This window comes from Tenacibaculum sp. SM2510 (genome assembly GCF_057002845.1).
In genome coordinates this window covers 1358843-1372877 of record NZ_CP192703.1, presented here as the reverse complement: position 1 = coordinate 1372877, position 14035 = coordinate 1358843, and the positions used below count along the sequence as shown (strand labels likewise).

Genomic DNA, 14035 nt, shown 5'->3' with positions numbered 1-14035 from the left:
TTATGCGGTATGGTTTTTTATTTTATTAATGATAATATTATAATCTTCAGTATTGTTTACAAAATCTATATCAGAAACATCAATAATTAAAATATTTAAATTGGGTGCTGTTTTTATAAAGTTGCTATAACCATCGTGTATTTTTTGTAAATAACTAGCTTCTATATTTTGTTCGTAATCTCTCCCCCGCTTTTTTATGTTCTCTAATAAACGTTCTGTGTTTTGATATAAGTACACATACAAATCGGGTTTAGTGATTTCTTTGTACATTAAGTCGAACATTTTACGGTATAATTTATACTCGTCTTTTTGCAAGGTAACTTGGGCAAAAATTAAAGATTTAAAAATATAGTAATCAGAAACAATAAAGTTTTTAAATAAATCGAATTGCGCTAAATCATCTGTTAATTGCTGATACCTGTCGGCTAAAAAACTCATTTCTAACGGAAAAGCGTAGCGCTCATTATCTTCATAAAATTTTGGCAAAAACGGATTGTCTGCGAAACGTTCTAACACAACTTTAGCATTAAACTCGTCAGACATCATATTGGCTAATGATGTTTTTCCTGCCCCAATATTTCCTTCTATAGCAATGTAATTATATTTTTCGGTAATAGGAGTTGGTCTTTTTAATTGCTCTTTAATAAGTGTGATTTCTGAATTATCTAAACAGTTTTCTAAACAAATATATAAATGCTTTTTTTCTATCGGATGAATGGTGTTTCTAGCAATTTCAACTAAAGGAACCAATACAAATTTTCGATCTAACATCCGCGGATGCGGTACAATAAGATTTTTAGAGAAAATAATTTCGTCTTCAAATAAAATAATGTCGATATCAATAATTCTGTCGACATAACCACTTGTATTTTCTCTGGCTCTTCCTAACTCGTTCTCTATTGCAAGTAGGTTTTTAATTAAACTTTCGGGAGGCAAATAAGTAGAAACTTTAATACATGTATTGTAAAAATCAGCGCCATCAAAACCTAATGAAGGTGTTTTATATACAGAAGCAATTTTAAGGACAGCACCAACTTTATCAGCAATTATATTAATTGCATTCTGAATGTTTTCGAGCTTATTACCTTTATTGGTTCCTATTGATAAATATGTTATTCGTTGTATTTTCATGTGTAGACTGCAAAGAAAAATAAAACTAGAACAACATAAGTAAAAAATATGATTTTTTTATTTTAAAAAAGTAGGGTAAAATACAATAGTCTTGTTTTATAGTTGGAATTCTTTATAGAGTGCTGTTTTTTTATTACGATTATTGGGGAATGATCAAAACAAAACTCTTTTAAGGCTGCTAATTTTAGCAGCCTTTTTTATGCTTATAATTCTGATGTTTTTTTATTAATAAGGTAACAAAAAAGGCAACCGTATGGTTGCCTTTTTAATTTTATAGGAAAGATTATTTAATCTTCTTTTTTCTCTTCTCTAGGCTTTCTATCATCACGCCTTGGAGCACGAGTATCTCTGCTTCTGTTATCACGACCTCCAGAACGTTTATCATCTCTAGGTGGTCTTGCTACATAACCTTCAGGCTTTGGTAACAATGCTTTACGAGAAACTTTTTCTTTACGAGTTCTAGGATCTTGACCAAAGTACTTTACATCAAAAACATCACCCATGTTTACTACATCAGTAACATTTTCTGTACGTTCCCAAGCTAATTCACTAACGTGTAATAAAACTTCGTTTCCTGGAGCTTCTGCATATTCTACAACAGCACCAAAATCTAACATTTTAATTACTTTAACTTCGTAAGCGCTACCAACTGTTGGCTTGAAAAGCATAGACTCTATACGAGTAATAACTTGTTCTATTCCTGCAGGGTCAGTTCCTAAGATTTCAATAATTCCTTCCTCAGTTACAGCGTCTTCAGTGATTACAATTGTAGTCCCTGTTTCTTTCTGTAATTCTTGAATATGTTTACCTCCTGGTCCAATAAATGCACCAATCATATCATTAGGAATACGTCTGTTAATCATTTTAGGAGCGTGCTCTTTAACTTCTTCGTTTGCTGAAGCAATTGTGTCAGTTAATTTCTCTAAAATATGTAAACGACCATCACGAGCTTGTTTTAGTGCATTCACTAAAATTTCGTAACCTAAACCTTTTACTTTAATATCCATTTGGCAAGCAGTAATTCCTTCAGAAGTACCAGTTACTTTAAAGTCCATATCACCTAAGTGATCTTCATCACCTAAAATATCAGATAAAACTGCGTAACGATCTCCATCAGAAATTAATCCCATAGCAATACCAGAAACGGGTCTTGTCATTTTAACACCTGCGTCCATTAATGCCATTGTACCAGCACAAACTGTAGCCATAGAAGAAGAACCGTTAGATTCTAAAACTTCAGATACAACTCTTACTGTATAAGGACAATCGTCTGGAATCATTCCTTTTAATCCACGTTGCGCTAAGTTACCATGACCAACTTCTCTACGAGATGTTCCTCTTAATGGTCTTGCTTCACCTGTACAAAAAGGAGGGAAGTTATAATGTAAATAGAAATTCTCTTCACCTTCGTAAGATGGCATATCTATTTTATTTGCATCTCTTGATGTTCCTAAAGTAACGGTTGCTAATGCTTGTGTTTCTCCACGAGTAAAAATTGATGAACCGTGTGTAGAAGGTAAGTAATCTACTTCACACCAAATAGGTCTAATTTCATCTGTCTTACGACCGTCTAAACGCAATCCTTCAGCTAAAGTTAATTCACGAACAGCAGCTTTTTGAGTCTTGTTAAAATATTTTCCAACTAACTCAGCATAATCTGCTAATTCTTCTTCGGTAAATGAAGCTTTTACTTCTTCTTTTACTTCAGAAAAAGCAGTAGTACGTTCTGCTTTAGATGTTCCTTTCTTAGCGATAGCATAACATTTATCGTAGGCAAGGTCATTTATTTTTGCAGCAACTTCTTCATCTTCTCTTTCTCCTTCGTATTCTCTTGTTTCTTTCTTACCGAAAGCTTCCGCTAAACGAACTTGAGCAGCACACTGAATCTTAATAGATTCATGAGCAAATTTAATTGCATCTGCCATTTCTTCTTCAGAAATCTCATCCATTTCACCTTCAACCATCATTACAGAATCTGCAGAAGCTCCAATCATCATATCGATGTCAGATTCTGCTAATTGTGCTCTGTTTGGGTTGATTACAAATTCTCCATTTACTCTAGCAACACGTGCTTCAGAAATAGGGCATTCGAAAGGGAAATCTGATAATTGAATAGCTGCTGATGCTGCTAAACCTGCTAATGCATCTGGCATAACATCTTCATCATGAGACATTAATTGGATCATTACCTGCACTTCTGAATGGTAATCTTTAGGGAATAATGGACGTAAAACACGGTCTACAAGACGCATTGTTAATACTTCACCATCACTTGGTCTTGCTTCTCTTTTAAAGAATCCTCCAGGGTAACGCCCTGCAGCAGCAAATTTTTCTCTATAATCTACCGTTAAAGGTAAAAAGTCAACTGTTCCTGCTTTGTAGCTAGATACTACAGTACATAACAACATTGCTTTTCCCATTTGCACAACAACTGAACCATGAGCTTGTTTCGCTAACTTACCCGTTTCTAATGAGATGGTTCTTCCATCTCCAAGGTCAATGACCTCTCTAAATACTTTTGGAATCATAAATTTTAATTCTAAATTTTTAAATTGTTTGTTGTTGTGTTGTTATTGTTTGTTGTTGCAATGGAAATTCAAAATTGTTGTTAAAAATCTTGAGTTTTTTATATAAATTTCTATTAGTTAGATAGAAATGAACTTTCTTTAAAATAAAAAAGAGGCACGTTTATAGAGCCTCTTTTTTGTGAGAATTATTTTCTAATTCCTAATTCTACGATAATCGCACGATATCTGTTGATTTCTGTTTTCTTTAAGTAATCAAGTAAACTTCTACGCTTACCTACCATCTTTACTAAAGAACGCTCTGTGTTAAAATCTTTACGATTTTTCTTTAAGTGTTCAGTTAAGTGGTTGATTCTAAATGTGAACAATGCAATTTGTCCTTCCGAAGTACCAGTATCAGCTTTACCTTTACCGTGCTTTTCGAACAATCCTTCTTTTACTTCTTTTGTTAAATACATTCCAATATTATTTAAATGATTTTTATGTACACAATGCTTTTGCATTGAAGTTGCAAATGTACAATTAATTTTTTAATACATTAATACCTAAAATGAGTAGATTTAGTACTGTTTTTTAATGTGAAATTAAACCTTTTTAAAATATTCTAGTCATAGTGTTAAATTAACTTATTTTAAATAAATATTTAAATTATGAAAATTACAATCTTAAAAATCGGAATGTTTTCTTTGGTTAGTGCTTTGTTATTTACCGCGTGTTCGGATAATGAAGAGTCTTTAACAAATAATGAGTTGACTTCAGTAGAGGCTCAAAATGTTATTTTAACTGACGACCTAACGTTCGAAGTTGATAATATATTAGAAGAGGATGATTATGATTACAACTTATTAGGGAAATCAGCTGATGAAAATAAAAGTAGCGTGTCTGATTGTGTCATAAGAACAGTTGTAGAGAATTCGAAAAGTAAAACGATAACATTAGATTTTGGAGAAAGTTGTATTGGTTATTTGGGAAGGGAGTTTTCAGGTAAAATAATTATAGAATATGTTAAGGTTACCAATGGGTATTTTAAAACAATTACTTTTGAAGATTTTAAAGTTGAGGGACATGCTATTGAAGGAGAAAAATCGATTGTTAGAATTCGTGAAAATGCTAATGGAAATCGTGAGGCAACACATAATTCAAATGTTAAGATTACTTTTAAAAACGGAGCATCAATATCTAAAAGCGGAACGCGGGTAAGGGAAATGATTATTGGTGGTGATACAAGAGATCGCGGAGATGATGTGTATGCTATATCTGGAAGTTGGGAGTATACAAATCTTTATGGTACTGTGTTTACAGGTAATATTATTGAGAGTTTAAGAAGGGAATTTAGTTGTAGGTATATTGTAAGTGGTAAGACAGAAATAACGAAAAACGGAGCTATTTACATTTTAAATTTTGGTGATGGTAGTTGCGATAACATAGCAAAACTTACTAATGAAAATGGAACCTCTGTAGAGGTACGCTTACAAAGGTTTTAATTTTTTACAGTTAGAATAAAAAAAGCCAACTTTTTAGCTGGCTTTTTTTTATAATCTTACAGGTTGATTTTGTATCAAGTCTATATATAAGTTTACTTGTTTTTTTAAGTTTTTACGTTCGTAAATTCCATCTAAGAAACCATGTTCTAAAACAAATTCAGAACGTTGAAAACCTTCAGGCAATTCTTTACCTGTTGTGTCTTTTACAACACGTGGGCCAGCAAAGGCAATTAAAGCATTAGGTTCAGCAATATTAATATCTCCTAACATTGCAAACGAAGCAGTCGTTCCTCCAGTCGTAGGATCTGTACATAATGAAATATACGGAATTTTAGCATCTGCCAATTGTGCTAGTTTTGCTGATGTTTTTACCAATTGCATTAAAGATAATGATGCTTCCATCATACGTGCACCCCCAGATTTTGAAATCATTAAAAAAGGAAGTTCGTTTTTAATAGCATAGTCAATAGATCTTGCAATTTTTTCTCCCACAACACTTCCCATAGATCCACCAATAAAAGCAAAATCCATAGAAGCAATAACGATATTTTTCCCGTTAGATTTACCAACAGCTGTACGAACAGCATCTTTTAAACCTGTTTTTTTCTGTGCTGCTTTTAAGCGCTCAGGGTATTTTTTGGTATCTTCAAATTTTAATGGATCTTTTGATGTTAAAGTTGCATTTAATTCAACAAAATTATTGTCATCAAAAAAAAGCTCGAAATACTCATGACTTCCAATACGAACATGGTATCCATCTTCTGGACTTACATATAGGTTTTTCTTTAGTTCATCAGTATCAATTACTTTACCACTAGGTGTTTTATACCACAAGCCTTTCGGCGTGTCTCTTTTTTCTTCGGTTGGGGTTTGAATCCCTTTGTCTGTACGTTTAAACCAAGCCATAGTTTAGTTTATATTTTGTTGTTTGTTTTTGATTAACTCTTTATATTTTAAGAAAAGAGCTGGCGACAAATGTAAATGATTTTTGTGAACTTTACTTTTTATAAATAAAAAAAAAGCACTCAGAAGGTTCTAAGTGCTTGTTTTTTAGAGGTTATGAATACTATAACGTGTTTACATTATTTAAATCTTCGAAAGCTTTTTTAAGGCGCTTTTTAAAGGTTAATTCACCTTGTCTTAGCCATTTACGAGGGTCGTAATATTTTTTATTAGGTTTGTCTGCTCCATCTGGATTACCAATTTGAGTAGCTAAATACTCTTTTTTATCTAAAACATAATCACGTATACCTTCAGTAAAAGCATACTGTAAATCAGTATCAATATTCATTTTAATAACTCCGTAACCAATTGCTTCTCTTATTTCTTCTAAGGTAGAACCTGATCCGCCGTGAAAAACAAAATCGATTGTATTATGAGGAACATCGTATTTTTTTGAAATATATTCTTGAGAATTTTTCAATATTTTCGGCGTTAATTTTACATTACCTGGTTTGTAAACTCCGTGAACATTACCAAAAGCAGCGGCAATTGTAAATTGATCACTTATTGTCATTAATTCTTCATAAGCATAGGCAACTTCTTTAGGTTGTGTGTATAGTTTAGAAACATCAACATCAGAGTTGTCAACACCATCTTCTTCACCACCGGTTATTCCTAATTCAATTTCTAAAGTCATACCTATTTTACTCATACGAGCTAAGTAGCTTTTACAAATTTCAATATTTTCTTCGATTGGTTCTTCAGATAAATCGATCATATGAGAACTGTAAAGAGATTTTCCTGTTTCCTTATAAAATTGCTCACTAGCATCTAATAATCCATCAATCCAAGGTAATAATTTTTTAGCGGCATGATCTGTATGTAATATAACAGGTATTCCGTAAGCTTCAGCTAATAAGTGTATGTGTTTTGCTCCAGCAACAGCCCCAGCAATAGCAGCTTTTTCATTTTCATTAGATAAACCTTTACCTGCATTAAATTGAGCCCCACCGTTAGAAAATTGAATAATTACGGGTGCGTTTAATTCTTTTGCTGTTTCTAAAACAGTATTTACAGTGTTAGAACCTACAACATTTACAGCGGGTAATGCGAATTTTTTATCTTTAGCTAATTGAAATATTGCTTGAACTTCTTTACCGGTAGCAACACCAGCCTTAATAGTATGAGCCATTTTATTTGTTTTTAGTTGTGTTTAGCGCATCAAAAATAAGAAATTTTCAACGTATTAATAAGAAATAACAGTAAGTGAATTAATAATAGAAATTAAAAAGGGTAATTAATCCCTATATTTAATACAGAACTAGAGAAATCAAAATTTTCAAGCCACCTGTTATTGTTTAAATATGGTTCGTGTACCTTAAAACCTAAATCTAATCGTGCTATTAAAAACTTAAAGTCATAGCGAAGTCCGAAACCAGAACCTACGGCCATGCTGGTTAGTGATTTTAGGTTTTTAAACTTTGCACTATCATCTGTGAATTGAGAATTGGTAATGTCCCAAATATTTCCTGCATCAACAAATAAAGCTCCTTTTAAAGATCCTAATACATTAAATCGATATTCAAAACTCGATAAAAATTTTAAACTACCAATGTTATATTCTAATCCTGGTTTTCTGGTTCCCGGCCCTAAATCGTAGGTTCTCCAAGCTCTAATATCATTTGAGCCTCCTGCAAAATAGCTACGAGAAAAAGGAATGTTTGATTTGTCATAGGTTATAATTGCTCCTAAAAAAGTACGATGTGCTAAAACAGTATTGTTACCAAGGTTCCAGTATTTTTTATATTCTACATCTGTTTTGAAATATTGAGCGATAGGGATTTTAAAGACTGTTTTTTGCTCTCTACTGTTTGTTTGGTTAGATAATAAACCCATAATATTTCCAGAGTTCGTAATTCTAAGTTTTAGAAAAGAAAAGCTTGCATCTTTAACATTTTCCTGATTATTGTATGTGTAACTATAGGCTATTTCTGGAATTAAGAAATCAGAAGTAATTATATTATAGCGATTAAAAATATTAAGGTTGTTTTGATATTCTGCAGGATTTGCAGTCGCAAAAGAATTGTCTTGAGCAACGTTTCTAATAAATTGTAGAATAGCAGCAGAATTACTAGGTCTGTTAGCAGGTAGCGTGTATGCAGCTGTTGCGTCATCTACATTTTTTAATTTAGAATATTCTGAAGCATATATGTTAAAGTAATTATCAACATTTAAATTTCGGATATATTGAGTATTAAAGAATTCTAACTGAATAGTTTTCTGTTTATTGTAATTCCACTTATAATCAATACCTACAGAAATATTTTGATTATCAAGACCTATATTTTTTTGCACACCACCTCCTACAAAAAATTTTGTTCTAGGAAACATTTTTTTAGGCACAAGTTTGTTTAAACCAAAAGGAGCCATAAAACGAGGCACTTCTAAAGAAAGATCAGCACCAACTTCCCAACCAGGTCCGTTATTAGAATTAAAATACGATCCGAAAGTTGATAGTTTAAAAATCTCAGCACCTTTAAAAGTGTTTCTGTTTGTTATTGAAAACTTTAAAGAAACATCAAAATTTCTAATATTAGAACGAGAAAGCTCAGTATCTAAACCTAAAGTATATTTTTCAATTGGAGTTAAAAATACATCTGCTTCTAATTCATGGTCGTTTATTTCATTATAACGAATAGAAGTAGCTTTAAAGTTTTTTAATCCTCTTAAATGTGTACGCGTTAAGTTTCTAGATGCGTCATTATAAACAGTGTTAGGCTTAATAAATAACGATTGTGATAAGAACTTCGGATTGTATTTTAATTTTTTGTGAGCATAATAATTAATGCCTTTGTATAAAATAGAGTCTTTATGAATAGAATTTCTTTTATTATAAGTGTAGTCGGTATAAACGTTTATTTTTTTTATTTTTTGAATTTTAAACGGAACAATTCTATCAGAAATATTAATATCTACACTAGCCTTTTGGTAGTTTTTTAGCGTATCTATTTCAAAAGAAATATAATTCTCGTTAAAATGATACACTCCCTTATTCCTAAATAAATTAACTAATCGATTTGCTTCTTTAATAAAATTACCGTCCTTGTATTGGTCTCCTGATTTAAGAAAACTTTTTTCTTTTAAACCTTTATATATAGTACCAAGAACCGGAGAGGATATTTTTGTATTAATAGTGTCTAAAAAAGAAGGTTTACCTCTTGATACATTATAAGATATAGTTCCTTTTTTTGTACTTACAGAATCTTTTTGAGAAGAAACATATGAGCGGAAATAGCCTTCGGTTTGAAAATAAGCATTTAAATTAGCTGCTGTTTTTCTTGTTTTTTTATCATCAATAACAACAGGAGCTTCACCACTATTTAAAAACCAGTTATTAAAACCAATAAAACTTTTTGCTACAGAAATACTTTGCTTTTCGGAAAAACCACTTTTTAAAAAAGAATATGTTTTTGGCTTTTGTTTACCCCACTGAGTAGGTGTTTTTGGCCCTTCAGGATTCCCTAAATTATAAAAATATAAGGATAAGGGGATGCCTAAAGCTTTCGCGTTAGGTCGTTGTGTAAGTAATTCAGTAATGTTTTCGTTTGAGTTTTTTACACTATCAACATAAATAGTGTTTTTTGTTAGTAATAACTCATTTTCTTTTACATACTTTATCGTATTGCACGAACTGAATAAGACTACTAATAAAAAGAAGAAAGAAAGTTTTTTCATTAACTTTACGCCTCGTATTTTAAAGATCAAAAATACTATTTTTTAGTGGTTATAATGTGTTAAAAAAGATTTAATGAGTTTATCTAAAAGCAACCTGAAGTTAATAACAAGTTTACAGCAAAAAAAGTATCGCCAAAAGCATAAATTATTTGTTGCTGAAGGAATAAAGGTTGTAAAAGAATTATTAAACTCTTCTTTAGAAGCATCACATATTTTTACGGTAGATGAATCTTTCGTTGTTGGCAATGAAATAGCGCGTACTGTTATATCAGATAATGAATTAAAAAAAATTAGCACTTTAAAAAATCCGAATAAGGTTTTAGGATTGTTTAAAATACCAGAAGATAAAGAAACTAAAGAAACAAGTTTAATAGTTGCTTTAGATGAAGTAAACGATCCTGGTAATTTAGGAACTATTATCCGTTTATGTGATTGGTTTGGAGTTTCAGAACTTGTGTGCTCTAAAAACACGGTGGATTGTTATAATCAAAAAGTTGTGCAGTCTACGATGGGTTCTTTAACGAGAGTGAATGTTTCTTATGTTGATTTACCTGATTTCTTATCTAGCACCCAATTACCAATTTATACGGCAGATATGGACGGAAGTAACGTGTACAAAGCATCATTGCCAGAAAAAGCTGTTTTAGTAATGGGAAATGAAGCAAACGGAATTTCTGCTGAAATATCAGCAATTGTAAAGCACAAATTAACCATCCCTAGGTTTGGTGAAATTCAGCAAACGGAGAGTTTAAATGTTGCTACTGCAACTGCTATTTTATTAAGTGAGTTTAAAAGGGGTTTAGAATAATCCGTTAATTTGAGAATCAATTCGATCGATAATAAAACCTAAATCTTCTTGGTTTTTAACAAAATCTAAATTGTCAACATCTATAATTAATAATTTCCCCTTGGTGTATTTACTAACCCAAGCTTCGTAACGTTCGTTTAATCGGCTTAAATAATCGATACTAATTGAGTTTTCGTACTCTCTACCACGTTTGTGAATTTGCCCTACAAGTGTAGAGATATCGGCACGTAAATAAATTAATAAATCTGGCGGAGTTACCAAATTTTCCATTAATTCGAATAATGAAGAATAGTTGCTATAGTCACGGTTTGTCATTAAACCCATTGCATGCAAGTTAGGTGCAAAAATGTGAGCATCTTCGTAAATTGTTCTGTCTTGAATAATTTTTTTTCCAGACTGCCTTAATTCTAAAACTTGACGAAAACGGCTGTTTAAAAAGAAAACTTGCAGATTAAAAGACCAACGTTCCATCTCAGCATAAAAATCATCTAAATAAGGATTTTCATCTACCGATTCGAAATGTGGGTCCCAATTATAATGTTTTGCTAGTAATTGTGTTAATGTTGTTTTACCTGCGCCTATATTCCCGGCAATTGCTACATGCATATTTTTAAATATTTCAAGATGGTAAAATTACATAAAAAAAGGGATTTCAAAAGGTTTTAGCACATCAATTTATATCCGTAGCCTCGCACATTTACAATTTGAATATTTTCGTCGCGTTTTAATTTCTTACGTAATTTAGAAATAAATACATCCATACTGCGAGCGTTAAAAAAATCATCATTACCCCATAATTTTTTTAAAATAAATGAGCGATCTAATATTTCATTTTTCTTTTGAAAGAGATGAAATAGCAATTCAGACTCTCTATGTGTTAGCAATTCAGGTTCTGAATTAAAAAACAAAGTTTGTTTGTGGTGATTAAAAATGAAATTACCAATTATTAATTTATCAGAAGTTGTTTTTAACTGAGTTCTATTTAATAAAGAATGAACGCGAACAATAAGCTCTTCCATAGAGAAAGGTTTTTTTAAATAATCATTGCCGCCATGTTCAAAACCTTCTAGAACATCTTTCGTTTGCGATTTTGCTGTTAAAAAAATTATGGGAATATGTTTGTTCTCTAAACGGATTTCTTTGGCTAAAGTAAAGCCGTCTTTTTTAGGCATCATAACATCTAAAACCAACACATCTGGTTGCTCTTTTTTATAAAAAATAAAAGCTTCTTCACCATCTAGGGCATGAAAAACTTCAAAATCTCTCGTTTCTAAACTTTCTTTTATAATTTGCCCTAAACTAGGTTCATCTTCGGCTAATAATAATTTTATTTTTTTACTCATTTGGCAACGTAATTTTAAAAGTAGTTTCTTTTGTGTTTGAAGTTAAAGAAAGGAAGCCGTTGTGTTTTTCTATGATTTTTTTAGAGTAATATAAACCAATTCCAAAACCTTTTACGTCGTGCGTGTTTCCTTTCGGAACTCGATAAAATTTTTCAAATATTTTTTCTTGTTGATTTTTCTCAATCCCTTTTCCGTTGTCAGTAACCGAAATTTCGATATTGTTTAGTATAAATGCTATCTTTATTTGTATAGTATCTCCGCCATATTTTATGGCGTTGTCGATAAGATTAGAAACAGCATTTTCAAAATGAAAAGCATCTAATTTTGTTATTAAAGTAGTTGTATTTGTTGAAAAATAAATGTTTTTATCAATCAATATTTGCTGATGCTTTTGAGCTATTTTTTCTACTAAATCAATAATATTTATCGATTCTTTTTGCAGCATTAAATTCTCACTATCTAAAGTAGCCGTTTCTAAAAGTTTTTCAACCATTTGATGCAATTTTTTAAGTTGAATCGAAGAAATAGAAAGATATTTTTTAGTTTTCTCTTTATCGTTAATCATATTAAAATCATCAATAGCTTCAATAGCAGTAGAGATTGTAGTAATAGGTGTTTTAAATTCGTGCGTAATGTTGCTAATTAAATCATTTTTAATTTCTGCCAGTTCTTTTTGCTGATTGATAACTTTTAATAAATAGAATAAACTAGAAATTACTGCAAGAGATAATAGTAAAGACAAAATGATGCCTGTAGAACTTCTTTTTAAAGCCTCGTATGTCGGATTTTTATAATAGAGGTTAAATTTTTCATCAGTTTTTAAATAGGTAGATTTTGCTTCTGTTTTAAAGAACGATTTTGTCTCGTTGGTTTTGTTGCTGTAAAAAAGAGTATCTTTTTTTAAGTGATTAAAATAATATTTAGTGTTTATTCCTTTATTAATAAGTTCTTTTGATAGAATTGAATCAATACTCTTATAATTTATACTGTCGTTTTGTATCGCAATAAAAATGGTTTGTAATCCTTTTATTAACTTTAAACTGTCTGTAGCTTTTTTACCCAAAAAGAGCTGAATTTTTTCAGCATTCTTATTTTTATGCTTTACCGTTTTTATTCCTTTATCAGAATGTAAAAAAACATTCGTAGAAATTTTATTAGTGTTTTTTTCTTTTGAATTAAGATTGATTTCATCTTTATGAAAGATAGATTCTATAAAAGAAGAATCCATTTTTTTAAAATCAGTGTCATCACTATTTATTTCAATTGAAGTTACTTTAAAAGAAAGGCTATCTTTTAAATGATTTATTTTTTTACTTTTTTTTATTCCTGATGTTTTAAATATGTTTTTCCAAATTTTATCCTTCTTTAATTTATCTGAGGGAGTAAGATTTTCAGGTTCTACAATTGCAAAATGATTTTTCTTAGAAAGGTTTATGTAGTAGGCTTCAATCGAATTATCTAAACTTATCTGAATTTCATTTAAAACACGCTGCTTGTTTTGTTCATAGTTTTTATAGTTCCAATATAACTGTACACTAACAGTAGTCAGTATCGTTATAACAATAAAATATAAAATCCAACGATGTTTTTTGTTTTCCATGTTTCAAAGATAAGTAGTTAGCTGTAATTACAATAACAGCTTAACACTCGTTAACATTGGTTAACTTAAAGTAAGTATTGATCTATTCATATTTGTAGTATAGAATTTAAAAAACAACTAACATGAAAAAAATTATTACCATATTATTAATTAGTCTGTCTAGCATTATATACTCTCAAGAGGATAATACAACAGCAGAGATAAAAGAAAGTAATGTAACAACATTAATATTTTCAGTTGATTCTGTTAAAGAGTTAAAAAGTATTAATTGGAATGATGTTAAAGAGATTTTTAATGAAAATACTAATAAGAAAGAAAAAGTAGTTTTAGATTTTAAGGTTAAGAATAATAAAAAGAATTCTAATTTAAAATATAAACATAGTTTTCAGGTAGAAGGAGAATTATCTGATTTAAGCGAAACAATTAATGTAGTGGAAAAAACAATTAAAATAATAGAAAATTTATAA

The 14035-nt window shown here is 30.5% G+C and carries 12 protein-coding genes; 3 read left to right on the top strand and 9 right to left on the bottom strand.

Annotated features, from left to right (window positions below):
• From folK to rpsO, 3 genes are all read right to left on the bottom strand, one after another.
• Positions 1-1131: a 2-amino-4-hydroxy-6-hydroxymethyldihydropteridine diphosphokinase gene (gene folK, locus ACQ629_RS06090; protein ID WP_483707051.1), complete on the bottom strand. Its 1131-nt coding sequence runs from the start codon at positions 1129-1131 to the stop codon at positions 1-3.
• 287 nt (positions 1132-1418) lie between these two features.
• Positions 1419-3659: a polyribonucleotide nucleotidyltransferase gene (locus ACQ629_RS06085; RefSeq protein WP_483707050.1), complete on the bottom strand. Its 2241-nt coding sequence runs from the start codon at positions 3657-3659 to the stop codon at positions 1419-1421.
• Positions 3660-3844: 185 nt separating this feature from the next.
• A complete protein-coding gene (gene rpsO, locus ACQ629_RS06080; RefSeq protein WP_058884321.1) occupies positions 3845-4114 on the bottom strand; it encodes a 30S ribosomal protein S15 in 270 nt (89 codons plus the stop codon).
• A 192-nt stretch (positions 4115-4306) separates the two neighbouring features.
• Between rpsO and ACQ629_RS06075 the strand changes: the two genes are divergently transcribed.
• Complete coding sequence (locus tag ACQ629_RS06075; RefSeq protein WP_483707049.1) at positions 4307-5140, top strand: hypothetical protein; 834 nt, start codon at positions 4307-4309, stop codon at positions 5138-5140.
• Positions 5141-5188: 48 nt separating this feature from the next.
• On the opposite strand, the gene accD is transcribed toward ACQ629_RS06075, so the two are convergent.
• The 3 genes from accD to tamL form a co-directional block, all read right to left on the bottom strand.
• Positions 5189-6046, bottom strand: a complete 858-nt coding sequence (accD, locus tag ACQ629_RS06070) for an acetyl-CoA carboxylase, carboxyltransferase subunit beta (protein WP_483707048.1) — start codon at positions 6044-6046, stop codon at positions 5189-5191.
• A 160-nt stretch (positions 6047-6206) separates the two neighbouring features.
• Positions 6207-7274: a class II fructose-bisphosphate aldolase gene (gene fbaA / locus ACQ629_RS06065; RefSeq protein WP_483707047.1), complete on the bottom strand. Its 1068-nt coding sequence runs from the start codon at positions 7272-7274 to the stop codon at positions 6207-6209.
• Positions 7275-7366: 92 nt separating this feature from the next.
• A complete protein-coding gene (tamL, locus tag ACQ629_RS06060; RefSeq protein WP_483707046.1) occupies positions 7367-9817 on the bottom strand; it encodes a translocation and assembly module lipoprotein TamL in 2451 nt (816 codons plus the stop codon).
• 73 nt (positions 9818-9890) lie between these two features.
• Between tamL and ACQ629_RS06055 the strand changes: the two genes are divergently transcribed.
• Positions 9891-10625, top strand: a complete 735-nt coding sequence (locus ACQ629_RS06055; RefSeq protein ID WP_483707045.1) for a TrmH family RNA methyltransferase — start codon at positions 9891-9893, stop codon at positions 10623-10625.
• On the opposite strand, the gene ACQ629_RS06050 is transcribed toward ACQ629_RS06055, so the two are convergent.
• The 3 genes from ACQ629_RS06050 to ACQ629_RS06040 are packed head-to-tail and all read right to left on the bottom strand — an operon-like array spanning position 10617 to position 13568.
• The gene (locus ACQ629_RS06050; RefSeq protein ID WP_483707044.1) at positions 10617-11231 is read right to left on the bottom strand and encodes a deoxynucleoside kinase; all 615 of its coding nucleotides are present in this window, start codon (positions 11229-11231) and stop codon (positions 10617-10619) included. The genes ACQ629_RS06055 and ACQ629_RS06050 overlap by 9 nt on opposite strands.
• 56 nt (positions 11232-11287) lie before the next feature.
• Entirely contained in the window at positions 11288-11968 is a 681-nt protein-coding gene (locus tag ACQ629_RS06045; protein ID WP_483707043.1) for a response regulator transcription factor, read from the bottom strand.
• Complete coding sequence (locus ACQ629_RS06040) at positions 11961-13568, bottom strand: sensor histidine kinase (protein WP_483707042.1); 1608 nt, start codon at positions 13566-13568, stop codon at positions 11961-11963. Before ACQ629_RS06040 ends, ACQ629_RS06045 begins: the two co-directional genes overlap by 8 nt.
• A 122-nt stretch (positions 13569-13690) precedes the next feature.
• On the opposite strand from ACQ629_RS06040, the gene ACQ629_RS06035 reads away from it, so the two are divergent.
• Positions 13691-14035, top strand: coding sequence for a hypothetical protein (locus ACQ629_RS06035; protein WP_483707041.1), 345 nt, complete (start codon positions 13691-13693; stop codon positions 14033-14035).